At 59.4% G+C, this 13,970-nt stretch carries 12 protein-coding genes and 6 tRNA genes; 4 read left to right on the top strand and 14 right to left on the bottom strand.

The window, feature by feature from the left end:
* Positions 1-236: 236 nt before the first annotated feature.
* Positions 237-1,235 (bottom strand): sensor domain-containing diguanylate cyclase, encoded by a 999-nt coding sequence (locus ACZ889_RS11270; protein ID WP_180688655.1) that lies wholly within the window; start codon positions 1,233-1,235, stop codon positions 237-239.
* 215 nt (positions 1,236-1,450) lie between these two features.
* Between ACZ889_RS11270 and ACZ889_RS11265 the strand changes: the two genes are divergently transcribed.
* Together ACZ889_RS11265 and ACZ889_RS11260 are read left to right on the top strand one after the other, a co-directional pair.
* Positions 1,451-1,978, top strand: a complete 528-nt coding sequence (locus ACZ889_RS11265; RefSeq protein ID WP_003254492.1) for a hypothetical protein — start codon at positions 1,451-1,453, stop codon at positions 1,976-1,978.
* Between the two features lie 312 nt (positions 1,979-2,290).
* The gene (locus ACZ889_RS11260; protein ID WP_003254493.1) at positions 2,291-3,673 is read left to right on the top strand and encodes an amino acid permease; all 1,383 of its coding nucleotides are present in this window, start codon (positions 2,291-2,293) and stop codon (positions 3,671-3,673) included.
* A gap of 82 nt (positions 3,674-3,755) precedes the next feature.
* Here ACZ889_RS11260 and ACZ889_RS11255 read toward each other — a convergent pair.
* Both ACZ889_RS11255 and phnN read right to left on the bottom strand, forming a co-directional pair.
* Positions 3,756-3,832, bottom strand: a tRNA-Arg gene (locus ACZ889_RS11255).
* A 111-nt stretch (positions 3,833-3,943) separates the two neighbouring features.
* Positions 3,944-4,537: a phosphonate metabolism protein/1,5-bisphosphokinase (PRPP-forming) PhnN gene (phnN, locus tag ACZ889_RS11250; protein WP_180688656.1), complete on the bottom strand. Its 594-nt coding sequence runs from the start codon at positions 4,535-4,537 to the stop codon at positions 3,944-3,946.
* A 344-nt stretch (positions 4,538-4,881) separates the two neighbouring features.
* Between phnN and ACZ889_RS11245 the strand changes: the two genes are divergently transcribed.
* Positions 4,882-5,208 (top strand): Arc family DNA-binding protein, encoded by a 327-nt coding sequence (locus ACZ889_RS11245; protein WP_003254499.1) that lies wholly within the window; start codon positions 4,882-4,884, stop codon positions 5,206-5,208.
* Positions 5,209-5,315: 107 nt separating this feature from the next.
* Here ACZ889_RS11245 and mgtE read toward each other — a convergent pair whose 3' ends face one another.
* Entirely contained in the window at positions 5,316-6,758 is a 1,443-nt protein-coding gene (gene mgtE, locus ACZ889_RS11240) for a magnesium transporter (protein WP_003254500.1), read from the bottom strand.
* 193 nt (positions 6,759-6,951) lie between these two features.
* On the opposite strand from mgtE, the gene ACZ889_RS11235 reads away from it, so the two are divergent.
* Positions 6,952-7,134, top strand: coding sequence for a hypothetical protein (locus tag ACZ889_RS11235; protein WP_127644222.1), 183 nt, complete (start codon positions 6,952-6,954; stop codon positions 7,132-7,134).
* Between the two features lie 20 nt (positions 7,135-7,154).
* Here ACZ889_RS11235 and ACZ889_RS11230 read toward each other — a convergent pair.
* The 10 genes from ACZ889_RS11230 to ACZ889_RS11185 all read right to left on the bottom strand — a co-directional run bounded on the left by ACZ889_RS11230 (position 7,155) and on the right by ACZ889_RS11185 (position 13,960).
* Positions 7,155-7,231: transfer RNA gene (locus ACZ889_RS11230), tRNA-Arg, on the bottom strand.
* 73 nt (positions 7,232-7,304) lie between these two features.
* A tRNA-Arg gene (locus ACZ889_RS11225) sits at positions 7,305-7,381 on the bottom strand.
* A 74-nt stretch (positions 7,382-7,455) separates the two neighbouring features.
* A tRNA-Arg gene (locus ACZ889_RS11220) sits at positions 7,456-7,532 on the bottom strand.
* A 71-nt stretch (positions 7,533-7,603) separates the two neighbouring features.
* Positions 7,604-7,680 (bottom strand) — tRNA-Arg (locus tag ACZ889_RS11215).
* A gap of 106 nt (positions 7,681-7,786) precedes the next feature.
* A tRNA-Ser gene (locus ACZ889_RS11210) sits at positions 7,787-7,877 on the bottom strand.
* A 72-nt stretch (positions 7,878-7,949) separates the two neighbouring features.
* The gene (gene csrA, locus ACZ889_RS11205) at positions 7,950-8,138 is read right to left on the bottom strand and encodes a carbon storage regulator CsrA (RefSeq protein ID WP_003254503.1); all 189 of its coding nucleotides are present in this window, start codon (positions 8,136-8,138) and stop codon (positions 7,950-7,952) included.
* Between the two features lie 166 nt (positions 8,139-8,304).
* Positions 8,305-9,540: an aspartate kinase gene (locus tag ACZ889_RS11200; protein WP_003254504.1), complete on the bottom strand. Its 1,236-nt coding sequence runs from the start codon at positions 9,538-9,540 to the stop codon at positions 8,305-8,307.
* A 102-nt stretch (positions 9,541-9,642) separates the two neighbouring features.
* Positions 9,643-12,267 (bottom strand): alanine--tRNA ligase, encoded by a 2,625-nt coding sequence (alaS, locus tag ACZ889_RS11195; RefSeq protein WP_003254505.1) that lies wholly within the window; start codon positions 12,265-12,267, stop codon positions 9,643-9,645.
* Positions 12,268-12,651: 384 nt separating this feature from the next.
* The gene (gene astE / locus ACZ889_RS11190; RefSeq protein ID WP_003254507.1) at positions 12,652-13,659 is read right to left on the bottom strand and encodes a succinylglutamate desuccinylase; all 1,008 of its coding nucleotides are present in this window, start codon (positions 13,657-13,659) and stop codon (positions 12,652-12,654) included.
* A 10-nt stretch (positions 13,660-13,669) separates the two neighbouring features.
* On the bottom strand, positions 13,670-13,960 hold the full coding sequence (locus ACZ889_RS11185; protein WP_003254508.1) for a topoisomerase II: 291 nt from the start codon (positions 13,958-13,960) through the stop codon (positions 13,670-13,672).
* Positions 13,961-13,970: the final 10 nt, after the last annotated feature.

Below are 13,970 nucleotides of genomic sequence, written 5' to 3'. Positions count from 1 at the left end.
CGAGAGGCGCTGCGGGTCTTTTTTCATTCAGGCCATCCAAGCCTCCAGAAAACAGCGCGCTCTTTGAGGGGCTAGTGTGGTGTTTTGCAAATACGGCCAATAACTCGCGAGCGATTTTTGCGCTCAGGCAAGGCGTCGCGACGAGTCGTAGCCCAGCTACGGCGAGGAGCGACAACGCCGCATGAGCGCAAAAAGCGCCGCGAGTTATGGTCGTTATTTGTGAAACACCACACTAGCTACTCGGCAATTGCGTTCTTGCCTGTACCCTTGGCCCTGTAGAGCGCCTTGTCGGCACGCGCCAGCAGCGCGTGCTGGTCCTCCCCTTCCAGCCATTGCACCACGCCATAGCTCATGGTCAGCCGGCAATCACCCACCGGCTCCACCTGCTCCAGCACCTGGCGCAAGCGCGCCGCCACATCCAGCGCCTCCCCCAACGCGGTCTGCGGCAGCACGATGACGAACTCGTCGCCGCCCCAGCGCGCCAGCAGGTCCAGTTCGCGCAAGCAGGTGCGCAGGCTTTCGGCCACCCGGACCAGCGCCGCATCGCCACGGGCGTGACCGTAGCGGTCATTGATCGGTTTGAAATCATCCATGTCCATGGCGATCAGCGACAACGGCTGGCGGAAGCGCTGGGCGCGCTGGCACTCCCGCTGCAACGCGCTCTCCAGCCGGTAACGGTTGGCAACACGGGTCAACGCATCGCGTTCGGCCAATTCACGGTTTTCGTCCAGTTGCCGCTGCAACTGCTGGTTCACCCAGGACAACTCACGGGTGCGTTCGGCCACCTGAAACTCCAGCGACTGGTTCTTCTGTTCCAGTTGAGTCACTAAACGCTTGCCAGCGTCGATATTGCGGTGCGCACCCAGCATGCGTGCCACGGAACCGTCCTCGTTATGCGCGATGACGTAGCCGCTGTCTTCGATCCAGATGTAGCTGCCGTCCTGACAACGGCAACGGTATTCAATGCGGTAGCGCTCGTTGCGCTGATTGATATAGGCCTCGAAATGGGCCATTACCCGGGGGTAGTCTTCGGGATGGATCACGCTTTCCCAGGTAAATACCGAGTTGGCCATGGAGTGGCTGGCATAACCCAGCATGTTGTACCAGCCCGGGTTGCGATAAACGTAGCCGGTATTGGCATTCCAGTCCCAGATGCCATCGCTGATCAAATCGAACAAGGTGTGCAACTGCTGTTCACTGAAGCCGGCAGGTACCGGCTTGGTGTCTTGACTCATGGACGCTCTCCCTGATGCCCAGCAACTGCGCTCCGATCAAGGGGCTGCCGACAGTGGTGTTGATTGCCGCGAGCGGCAAGATGATGCCTATCACGGGCAAGCATATGCCCACCCGCGTGCAACCGAAATAGTGCCAACGCCCTGATTTCGACCGGCAAAGCGCTGGCATGGCTTTTGCGCTTGGTACCTGCCAACGAGATTTCCAAGGAGGAAACATGATAATCGCCCCTAACGGCGTCAGCTGGCAGCCCACGCTCCATCAGCCTCGGTCCACCAGCGATGAGCAGGCAGTGGCCCAGATTGCACCGGTCCGCACGCCAATATCCACCGCCAACACGGCGAGCCAACAGCAGAATGGAGGCAGCACCGCTCAGCAAAACGCAGAGGATGCTCGTGCAGAAGCCTTTGCCAAATTCAAGGTGATGCTGCAAAACCTGAGTTCTGCGACCACCGAGCCGGTCATCGGAGAACCCCTGCCGTCCAAGACTGCCCGGCAGGAATTTCACGACTTCATGTCCAAGTCGCCCGGCGAGATGATCAAGGAAAAACTGCTGCGTGAAATAGGCTTGACCGAAGAAGAGTACGACGCCCTGCCGCCCGAAATGAAAGCAAAGGTCGACGAGTTGATCGCACAGCGTATGAAAGAAGACATCAAGCGCAAGATCGAGGAGAAAGCGCAAGAGCAGGTCGCCAAGGTGGACGGCGGCGTGGATGAAGAGCAACAAGCGGCAAGCCCGGTGTGAGGGAATGCCAGCGGCCGGTAAGGAGAGCGCCGCGGTTCGTCCAAGGTGCCCCAGCCTGAGCGGTTTGAAGGCGTGCAGTGGCGTCGATGTTCAGGTGGTGCATGGCTTCGTCAACTGCAACGCTAACGGGGCCATCACCGGTCTCAGGAAAAATCGGCAGGATGTTGTGCAGAGAATTCGTTTGAGGTCCTTGGCCTTATTGTCCAGGGTGGCAGGCTGGTAGCTATTTGCCACGCGTGGACGCAGGCGCATGACGATGCCTGCGTAGGGGGACGGTGTCGGATCCCTCCTAAAATAAGAGAGGACAAGGAAATGCAATCACACGGTTTGAAGCAAAGCCTCAAGCAGCGGCATATCACCATGATCGCGCTGGGCGGGGTGATCGGTGCAGGGCTGTTCATGGGCTCGGGCTCACTGATCGCATCGGCAGGGCCCGCGGCCATACTGTCGTATTTCATTGGTGGCCTGGTGGTCACCCTGGTCATGTTCATGCTGGGCGAAATGGCCTGCCGCAACCCGGATGCAGGGTCGTTCTCGACCTACGCCAACACCTACCTCGGTGACTGGGCAGGGTTTGCGGTCGGCTGGCTGTACTGGTTCAAGTCGATGATGACCATCACCCTGGAAGCGGTACTGCTGGGCGCCATCCTGCATGACTTCCTGCCCTGGCTACCGATCTGGGCAGGTGCCTTCCTGATGCTGGTGACACTCATGGCCAGCAACGCCTACTCGGTGCGTTCGTTTGCCGAAGTCGAGTATTGGCTGGCCGCGATGAAGGTCGCCACCATCCTCATCTTCATGCTGCTGGGCGTCTCGATCCTGCTCGGCCTGCACAGTGAGATTCCCGCCCCCGGCCTGATCAACCTCACCGCCCATGACGGCTTCATGCCCAACGGCCTGTCACCGGTGATGGCCGGCGTTATCGTGGTGATTTTCTCCCTGGGCGGCAGCGAAATTGCCGCTGTGGCCGCGGGTGAGTCAGAGAACCCGCGACAGAACGTGATCCGTGCGATCAAGAGCGTGATCCTGCGGGTGATGCTGTTCTACGTAGGCTCTGTGTCGATCCTGATCCTTTGCCTGCCCTGGACCGACAAGGCCAACCTGGCCTCGCCCTATGTTTCGCTGTTCAGCCTGGCCGGGTTCGGTGGTGCTGCAGTGGCCATGAAACTGGTGCTGTTCGTCTCGTTCATGTCGGTGATGAACTCGTTCATGTTCTCCAACTCGCGCATGCTGTTCTCGCTGAGCCAGCGCGGTCACGCGCCCAAGCTGTTCTCACGCACCAGTGCCAAGGGCGTACCGATCAATGCACTGCTGCTGAGCCTGTCGATCTGCACGATGATCCTGACCGTACACTTTGTCAGTGGCGGCGACCTGTTCATGACCTTGGCCAAGAGTACCGGCAGCCTGGTCATGGTCGTATGGATCTTCATCATCATCGCCCACGTGGCGATGCGCAGGAAAACCCGCCACGAAGCGGTCGCCCCAAACGCCTTCCGTGCCTGGCTGTTCCCCTACACCAATATCATTGCGCTGTTCGCCTTGCTGGCAGTCATCGGCACCCAGGCGTTCGACCCGGCATCGCGTTTCCAATTCTGGTTCACGGTGCTGACGGTACTGCTGGTGGTGGCGGGGTACTTCCTGATGCGTCAGCGGCTGGCCCCAAGCGCGGCGTTAGCCCACGGACGTGATGCATGACAGCGCTGGCCAAGCGCAGGTGCTGTCAACAGCAGCACGACGGCGACAAAGGCGACGAAGACAATAATGGGAATGACGAGAATGGCGTCCCAGGCAGGAATTGAACCTGCAACCTTCCCCTTAGGAGGGGGATGCTCTATCCAATTGAGCTACTGAGACGCTACGACCGGCAGCGAGCGCTGCACAGCGGGATGGCCAGCATGTTAACCAGCATGCTGGCGTTTGTCATGCCTCAACTGGGCTTTTTCGCGTAATCCTTTTCTGCGGCTGCTATCCCCGCGGTAGCACGCCCTGATGGCGAAGCAGCGAAACAAATGCGGCGACCGCCGCCTCCAGTGTGGAAGAATTATCCAGCACATGCACCGACGGGTCGGCTGCAGCTTGCAAGCGTGCACTGCGCGCCAGGCGCTGCTCCACTTCTTCTGCGCTTTCCCGGCCCCGGGCCAGCAAGCGCTGGCGCAGCACCTCAGGCTTGACCTCGACCAACACGGCCAACATATCCGGGTAGCGCTGACGGGCTTCTGGCAGATAAGCCCGCGAGCCATTCACCAGCACTGCCCTCCCCGCCGCCAACCACTGGTCCACCTGCCGGGGTATGCCATAGTCCAGGCCATTGGCCCGCCAGTGCATGGCAAACGCACCCTGCGCACGCAAGGTATCAAACTGCTCGGGCGTGACCCCTTGGGCAGCTTCGCCCTTGGCTTCAGCCGAACGGGTGATGACACGGCGGGCAATTTCTACCCCGGCGAGGGCCAGTTGCTCACGCGAAGCGTCGATCAGGGAATCTTTCCCGGAACCCGACGGCCCAACCAAAAATATCAACCGGCCCGCCCCTGATCGGCGGTCACTTGCGTCATGTTGCATAGCCACTATGCTCTATGGAGGGAACCGGCGCATTCTAGGGCTTTTCTGGGCATTTTTCTGCGTTTTACCGATTGTTGACGGCAAAAGACTGACGGCCAGGCTAGCCAGAGCATGTAAAACTTTTCAAACCAGTGCTCATTTCTGATAATTGGTACTGGCATAAAGCCTTTATCCGGATCACTATTTGTCACATAATTGACGCCAAGCAAACGGCGACCATGAGGCAAGATGAGCATCCATTTTTCACTGGCGGTTGAACATTTTGTCGTCGCCACGGTCGTACTTCCATCCCGTGCGGCCAATTTGAGAACCGCTTCCCCTGAACCAAACTCTGGTCAATTTATATGCGCCCAATGAAACAGGCTATTTATTCGAGCCGCACTGCTGACAAGTTCGTCGTCCGCCTGCCTGACGGAATGCGTGAGCGCATTGCCGAGGTAGCGCGCAACCACCACCGCAGCATGAACTCCGAGATCATTGCACGCCTGGAACAGAGCCTTATCCAGGAAGGTGCGCTGGGTGACGAACTGAGCATGCGCCTGGACAGCCCTGAACTGTCCCTGCATGAGCGCGAGTTGCTGCAGCGTTTCCGCCAACTGTCCCACCGCCAGCAGAACGCTCTGGTCGCCCTCATCGCTCACGATGTGGAAATGGCCGCAGACGCCTCCTGAGGGCTGCAGCGAACACGAAAAAGCCAGCGTAAGCTGGCTTTTTTGTGGGCGCCTGACTGGCAGCAAGGCCATTTCCCTGCGGGATTGTTCCCACAGGGAGGATTGGCTTACAACAGGAACAGCGTGGCCAGCCCAAGGAAGATGAAGAAACCACCGCTGTCGGTCACAGCAGTGATCATCACACTCGCCCCCATCGCAGGGTCGCGCCCCAAGCGGGCCAAGGTCATCGGGATCAGCACGCCCATCAGCGCCGCCAATAACAAGTTCAAGGTCATCGCCGCGGTCATCACCACCCCCAGCGACCAGCTGCCATACAGCCAGAAAGCCACCGCACCAATCACTCCGCCCCAAACCAGGCCGTTGATCAGCGACACCGCCAACTCCTTGCGCATCAAGCGACTGGTATTGCCTGGCGACACTTGGTCCAGGGCCATGGCGCGGACGATCATGGTGATGGTCTGGTTACCAGAGTTGCCACCAATACCCGCAACGATCGGCATCAACGCAGCCAACGCCACCAGCTTTTCAATCGAACCTTCGAACAACCCGATCACTCGCGAAGCAACGAACGCGGTAATCAGGTTGATGGCCAGCCACGCCCAACGGTTGCGGAACGAACGCCAGACCGAGGCGAAAATATCTTCCTCTTCACGCAGACCCGCCATGTTGAGGACTTCGCTCTCGCTTTCCTCACGAATCAGGTCAACCATTTCGTCGATGGTCAGACGGCCGATCAGGCGTTCGCTCTTGTCCACCACCGGGGCGGATACCAGGTCATAACGCTCGAAAGCCTGCGCTGCATCGTAGGCATCTTCCTCTGGCTGGAAGGAGACAGGGTCGGTCGCCATGACCTCCGCCACCTTCTTCTCCGGGTCGTTGACCAGCAGGCGCTTGATCGGCAATACCCCCTTGAGGATGCCGTCGTAATCGACCACGAACAACTTGTCGGTGTGGTTCGGCAATTCTTTCAGGCGGCGCAGGTAGCGCAGCACCACTTCCAGGCTGACGTCTTCGCGGATGGTGACCATCTCGAAGTCCATCAGCGCACCGACCTGCTCCTCGTCGTAGCTCAGCGCCGAACGCACCCGCTCGCGTTGCTGGGCATCGAGGGTTTCCATCAGCTCGTGAACAACGTCACGCGGCAGCTCTGGGGCGAGGTCGGCCAGTTCGTCGGCGTCCATCTCCTTGGCGGCAGCCAGCAGCTCGTGATCGTCCATGTCGGCGATCAGCGATTGGCGAACCGAATCGGAAACTTCCAGCAGGATGTCGCCATCGCGCTCCGAGCGCACCAGCTGCCAGACCGTCAGGCGATCTTCCAGGGGCAAGGCTTCGAGGATGTAGGCGATGTCGGCGGGGTGCAGGTCATCGAGCTTGCGCTGCAGCTCGACGAGGTTCTGGCGGTGGACCAGGTTTTCCACCAGGTCATTGTGCGCGCCTTCCTGGCGATGGGTCAGGTCTTCGACCATGCGCTGACGCTGCAGCAGTTCGACCACCTGGGCCAGGCGATCCTGCAGGCTTTCTTGCGCTTTTTTAACTTCTACTTCGGTCATAGGCGAACTCCACTCCCAGCAGCGGAGCACGCCGAGGGAATCAATCGGTCAGATCTTTCTGTATGAATCGTGTTAGCGAGTAACTACTGGGTAAGTCCATGGTGGTTTTCCACAAGCCCCGGCGGGGCTGACGGGCGCAATCATACACTGCTAAAGCTGTCAGATCGCTTAAATTTTTGGCCAGAACAATCGTTTGCGTGATAAAGCTGGGACAACACTCGAAGCTATCAGTGCGACGGTTGTTGTGGATGAGAAAGCACATTTGATTTTTGAGGCCGCTCAGCGGCTCAAGACTACACCGCAATCATTACAGAAGAGCGTAGATCGACAGGCTCAAGAATTCATTGGCGCACAAACAAAAAGCCCGCTCTATTGAGCGGGCTTTCTGATGGGGTGTGGCGGACTCAGCAGGATTCGAACCTGCGACCGCTCGGTTCGTAGCCGAGTACTCTATCCAGCTGAGCTATGAGTCCGTGGTGGTAGTTTTAGACCAGATTACCACTGGCTGACTGAAGTAGCTTTGCAAGCAGAACCACTTCAAGAAAGTGGCGGACTCAGCAGGATTCGAACCTGCGACCGCTCGGTTCGTAGCCGAGTACTCTATCCAGCTGAGCTATGAGTCCGCGATTGGCAGTTTTAAACCAGATTACCGCTGGTTGACTGAAATGGCTTTGCAAGCAGAACCACTTCAAGAAAGTGGCGGACTCAGCAGGATTCGAACCTGCGACCGCTCGGTTCGTAGCCGAGTACTCTATCCAGCTGAGCTATGAGTCCGCAATTGGCAGTTTTAGACCAGATACCGCTGGTTGATTGAAGCAGCCTTGCAAACAAAGCCACTTCAAAAGTGGCGGACTCAGCAGGATTCGAACCTGCGACCGCTCGGTTCGTAGCCGAGTACTCTATCCAGCTGAGCTATGAGTCCGTGTCTTGCCGCGCATTATAGGTCGCTGAAACATTTTTGCAAGAAGCTTTTCGTTATAAAACAACTACTTAGCGTTCCTACCGTTTACAGCGCCCTACGCAAATAATGGCGGTGAAGGGGGGATTCGAACCCCCGATACCCTTATGAGGTATACTCCCTTAGCAGGGGAGCGCCTTCGGCCACTCGGCCACCTCACCGCAACACGAGGCGAATATTAAAGAACCTCTTTCACCTTTGCAACCCTTTTTTTGAAAAAAACTTCAAAAAAATTAAAGGCTTGGCTCTTCATCCTTCTCCTTCTTGATCCGCAGGTAGATTTCCTCGCGGTGAACTGCCACTTCTTTCGGGGCGCTCACGCCAATACGCACCTGGTTGCCTTTGACGCCAAGCACCGTCACGGTGATCTCGCCGTCTCCAATGATCAGGCTCTCGGCGCACCGACGAGTCAGAATCAACATAGCTTTCTCCTTACGCAAAACATTCAGGGGTAACAGTCTTGGATATCGGGCCGGGTCGCGGACAACGACCATGGCCCCGGTTACTCGCCGCACAGGGCAGGACAGGGCCTGCGCGGCGAGCAGAAACGCGAAGGGCGCGGCAAGCCGCGCCCTTCCAGGCAGCGCCTTACTCGCCCTGTCGGGCAGGAGCATCCAGATCGAACGCGGTATGCAGCGCGCGCACGGCCAGCTCCAGGTACTTCTCTTCGAGCACCACCGAAACCTTGATCTCGGAAGTGGAGATCATCTGGATGTTGATGCTCTCCTTGGCCAGGGCTTCGAACATGCAGCTGGCAACACCGGCGTGCGAACGCATGCCGACGCCAACGATCGAGACCTTGGCGATCTTGGTGTCGCCGATCACTTCACGGGCACCGATTTCGCGCGCAGTGTTTTCCAGCACGCTCTGCGCCTTCTCGTACTCATTGCGGTGCACGGTGAAGGTGAAGTCGGTGGTGTTATCGTGAGCAACGTTCTGCACGATCATGTCGACTTCGATGTTCGAAGCGCTGATCGGGCCGAGGATCTTGAAGGCCACGCCCGGGGTATCCGGCACGCCGCGAATGGTCAGCTTTGCTTCATCACGGTTGAAGGCGATACCGGAAATGATCGGCTGTTCCATGGATTCCTCTTCATCAATGGTAATGAGGGTACCCGGACCCTCCTTGAAGCTGTGCAGCACGCGCAGCGGAACGTTGTACTTGCCGGCGAACTCCACCGAACGGATCTGCAGCACCTTGGAACCAAGGCTGGCCATTTCCAGCATCTCTTCGAAGGTGATCTTCTCCAGGCGACGGGCCTGTGGCACGACGCGCGGGTCGGTGGTGTAGACGCCATCAACATCAGTGTAGATCTGGCACTCATCAGCCTTCAGCGCCGCCGCCAGAGCCACGCCGGTGGTATCAGAGCCACCACGACCCAGGGTAGTGATGCTGCCGTGCTCGTCGACACCCTGGAAGCCTGCAACCACGACCACGCGACCTTCCTTGAGGTCGGCACGAATCTTCTGGTCGTCGATTTGCAGAATGCGCGCCTTGTTGTGCGAGCTGTCGGTGAGAATACGCACCTGGTTGCCGGTGTAGGACACCGCTGGCACACCACGCTTGATCAAGGCCATGGTCAGCAGGGCAATGGTGACCTGCTCACCCGTCGACACGATCACGTCCAGTTCACGAGGAACCGGCTGATCGGTGATCTGCTTGGCCAAGTCGATCAGGCGATTGGTTTCACCGCTCATGGCCGACAGCACAACCACCAGGTCGTCGCCCGCTTCACGGTGTTTCTTGACCTTTTCGGCTACCTGCTCGATCCGCTCGATGGAACCGACAGAGGTGCCGCCAAATTTCTGTACGATCAACGCCATTTCAATGGTGCCTCAGCCCATACAGGGCCCCAAAAAACAATCCAACATGAAGGGGTGGACGGGAGTGGCCTGTGTGGCCACTAGACCCTCCACCCCCTCATCTCAAAGTCCCTGCTCTGCGAATGGCACGGCCAGCGCCAGGGCCTGGTCCAGGGCAGCGACGTCGACGCCACCACCCTGAGCCATGTCCGGACGGCCGCCGCCCTTGCCACCCACCGCCGCAGCGGCTTGTTTCATCAGATCGCCAGCCTTGAGTTGGCTGGAGAGGTCCTTGGTCACGCCGGCCACCAGCACAACCTTGCCCTCATGCTCGCTGCCCAGCAGGATCACTGCGTGGCCGAGCTTGTTCTTCAGCTGATCGACCAGGGCCAGCAGGGCCTTGCCATCCTGCCCATCCAGGCGGGCGGCGAGGACCTTGGCACCCTTGACCTCAACGGCCGCGTTGGAGAGATCGTCCCCGGCGGCGCTGGCGGCCTTGGCCTGCAGCTGTTCCAGCTGCTTCTCCAGCTGGCGGTTGCGCTCGAGCACAGCCGACAGCTTGTCGATCAGGTTGTCGCGGTTACCCTTGACCAGTTGTGCGGCTTCCTTGACCTGCTCTTCGGCAGCGTTCAGGTAAGCCAGCGCAGCGGCACCGGTTACGGCTTCGATACGGCGCACGCCAGAGGCTACGCCGCCTTCGCTGATGATCTTGAACAGGCTGATGTCACCGGTGCGCTTGGCGTGGATACCGCCGCACAATTCCACCGAAAAATCACCGCCCATGCTCAGCACACGCACGGTGTCGCCGTATTTCTCGCCGAACAGCGCCATTGCGCCTTTGGCCTTGGCAGTTTCGATGTCGGTCAGTTCGGTTTCAACCGGGGTGTTCTTGCGAATCTCGCGGTTGACGATGTCTTCCAGCTGCTTGATCTGCTCCGGCTTCACCGCTTCGAAGTGGCTGAAGTCGAAACGCAGGCGCTGGCTGTCGACCAGCGAGCCCTTCTGCTGTACATGCTCGCCCAGTACCTGGCGCAATGCTTCGTGCAGCAGGTGGGTGGCGGAGTGATTCAACGAGGTGGCGTGCTGTACGTCGGCATCGACCTTGGCCTCGACGGGCGAACCGATCAGCAGCGCACCGCTGGCCACCACGCCGTGGTGCAGGAAGGCGCCGCCGGTCTTGGTGGTATCACGCACGTCGAAGCGTGCAGCACCCGCCTGCAGGAAGCCGCTGTCACCGACCTGGCCACCGGACTCGGCGTAGAACGGCGTGCGGTCGAGCACCACAACGCCCTGCTCGCCTTCACCCAGCTGGTCAACGGATTGGCCGTCCTTGTACAGGGCGATGATCTTGCCCTGGCCCTCGGTGGTGTCGTAACCGAGGAACTCGGTGGCGCTGTCGACCTTGACCAGGCTGTTGTAATCCATGCCGAAGGCGCTGGCGGAACGGGCACGCTCACGCTGGGCGTCCATTTCACGCTCGAAGCCGGCTTCGTCGATAGTCAGCTCACGCTCACGGGCGATGTCGGCAGTCAGGTCCATCGGGAAGCCATAGGTGTCGTACAGCTTGAACACCACGTCGCCCGGTACCACGTCGCCTTTCAGCTGGGCCAGGTCTTGCTCGAGGATGCGCAGGCCCTGCTCCAGGGTCTTGGCGAACTGCTCTTCTTCGGCCTTGAGCACGCGCTCGATGTGCGCTTGCTGGCTCTTCAGCTCCGGGAAGGCTTCGCCCATTTCAGCGGCCAGTGCGGCAACGATCTGGTAGAAGAAGCTGCCCTTGGCACCCAGCTTGTTGCCGTGACGGCAAGCGCGGCGAATGATGCGGCGCAGCACGTAGCCACGGCCTTCGTTGGACGGCAGCACGCCGTCGGCAATCAGGAAGCCGCACGAACGGATGTGGTCGGCGACCACTTTCAGCGAGGCCTGGCCGTCATTGCTGCAACCGATGGCCTGGGCTGCGGCAGCCAGCAGGTTCTGGAACAGGTCGATCTCGTAGTTCGAATGCACGTGCTGCAGCACGGCGCTGACGCGCTCCAGGCCCATGCCGGTGTCCACCGACGGCGCTGGCAGCGGGTGCAACACACCGTCGGCTGTGCGGTTGAACTGCATGAAGACGTTGTTCCAGATCTCGATGTAGCGGTCACCGTCTTCTTCTGGCGAGCCAGGTGGGCCACCCCAGATATCCGGGCCGTGATCGTAGAAAATCTCGGTGCATGGGCCGCACGGGCCGGTATCGCCCATGGTCCAGAAGTTGTCGGAGGCGTACGGGGCGCCCTTGTTATCGCCGATGCGCACCATGCGCTCGGCCGGCACGCCGACTTCCTTGGTCCAGATGTCGTAGGCTTCGTCGTCGGTGGCGTAGACGGTGACCCAGAGCTTTTCCTTGGGCAGGTTCAGCCACTGCTCAGACGTCAGGAAGGTCCAGGCGAAGGTAATGGCATCGCGCTTGAAATAGTCGCCGAAGCTGAAGTTGCCCAGCATTTCGAAGAAGGTGTGGTGACGCGCGGTGTAACCGACGTTTTCCAGGTCGTTGTGCTTGCCACCGGCACGCACGCACTTCTGGCTACTGACAGCACGCGTGTAGGCGCGCTTCTCCGCACCGAGGAAGCAGTCCTTGAACTGGTTCATGCCTGCGTTGGTGAACAGCAGGGTCGGGTCGTTGTTCGGGATCAGCGAACTGGAGGCGACTCGGGTATGTCCCTGCTCTTCGAAGAAGCGAAGGAAGGCTTCACGGATTTCTGCGCTTTTCATAGGTTCTTCCACGGAAACGGCGGCCCTGTTGGGCAAACGCGTCGACGAAACGACGGCAAAGGGCCGCATTATATCGGTCCTGCAGTCTTGATGCAGTGTGTTTATACGATAGAAGCCATCGTTTGGACGGTTTTTCGGGCTATGCAAACGAAAACGACATGACCGGATGCTAAATCCTGTGTTTCGCCACTGGCAAGCCAATTACCGCTTAAGGGAGGGGAAAAGGGAACAGGCGGTGAATTAAAAGGTTTTCATCATGGATAGGATCCGAAACTGTGTCGCCTGGTTCGCGGGTAAACCCGCTCCTACAAGGTATGTGCAAGGCCTTAATGTGGCGCCGTGCCCGTAGGAGCGGGTTCACCCGCGAAACAGGCGACACCGCTCTCACCCCAGCCGCTGCCCCGAATCCGGCACGATCAGAATGCCGGCGCGCAGGCCGTTCCTGACCTTGGGATTGGGGAAGATGATGCGCGCGCCCTCCTCCTCGACTACCCAGCGCATCTCGGCCAGGTCTTCAGCCAGCAGGTAACCCTTGCTCAGCTCGGAGAAGTTTTCGATGTCCGCCGGCAGGTGCAGGTGGAAGCTGTCGCTGTGCTTGATGATTTCGCGGGAAACACTGAACAGCTGCAGGCCATCCAGCGAACTTTCGTTTTCGGGCTCGGTAGCCTCGATGATGCGGATCAGCCGCTCTTCGAGCTTGTCGAGGTTCACCTGCTCGTTCTGGCCGAACGGTCGGGCCTTGCCCAACTCCAGGGTGAAAGCTTCAGCCTCAAGCTGTTCGTAGGTGAAAGCACTGAAGGTGATGGACGACTTGCTTTGCAGCAGCACCGCCTCCATACCTGCCGCCGCCAGGCGCGCCAGCTCACGACGGGAGTGCTTGCGCCCCTCTTTATAAGGGTACAAGGCGAATTGCTCGATCTTCGAACCGCGGATGGCAGTATGCAGGTCGTAATGCAGGCGGTTGCGCCCCGGCTTGCTGAAGAACACCCGGGCGAACTGTTCAAGCTCGGCAGCACGCAGTGCTTCGAACCCGCTGGACAGCTCATGGCGACCATTGAACAAGCGGTTGATGTCCTGTTCGATAAAGCGCTCGCCCTTGCGGATCGCCGCCGGGTTGCCGAACAGGAACAGCACCCGTGCCCTGGGTTTGATCTTGCCGTTGGCCACGCCGTGCAGCAGCCGTTCGAGCAATTCGATCGGCGCTGTTTCGTTGCCATGAATGCCGGCGGACAACAGCAAGTCCAGCCCGCAATCTTCGCTTTCGGCCGGACGCACTTCGAGCGCGCCCTCCCCCAGCCATCGCAAACGCGCGCCCCCGGGTGTCACTTGGGTCTTCTCAGCCGGTTCGTGAGCGGTGAGGGTCAGCTCAAGCAATTTGCCAAGGGCGAGCATAGGTGCTTCCTTAGTGGTGGTGACCGCAGTCAGGGCCATGAACGTGATCGTCGTCTTCGCCAAGTTCTGCCGGTTCCATTTCCAGCTGCAGGCTGACCAGATTGGTGGCCATCGGGCGCAGCAGCAAGTTGGCATACTCGGTGTCGTCTTCCTCGACATCCACGCCGATCAGCAACTGGCCACGGCCATCCTGCTGAATCCACACTTCCTTGCCTTGCCAGACCACAGCAAAGCGGGTGCAGGAAGTTTCCAGCTGGGTGCCGTCTTCATCTTCAAGGATCAGGCGCAAGGCGTCGGTCATTACAGAGTCT

The organism is Pseudomonas sp. TE3895 (assembly GCF_056278855.1).
Note: the sequence above shows the minus strand (reverse complement) of the source record. Positions and strands in the feature narration are given on the sequence as shown.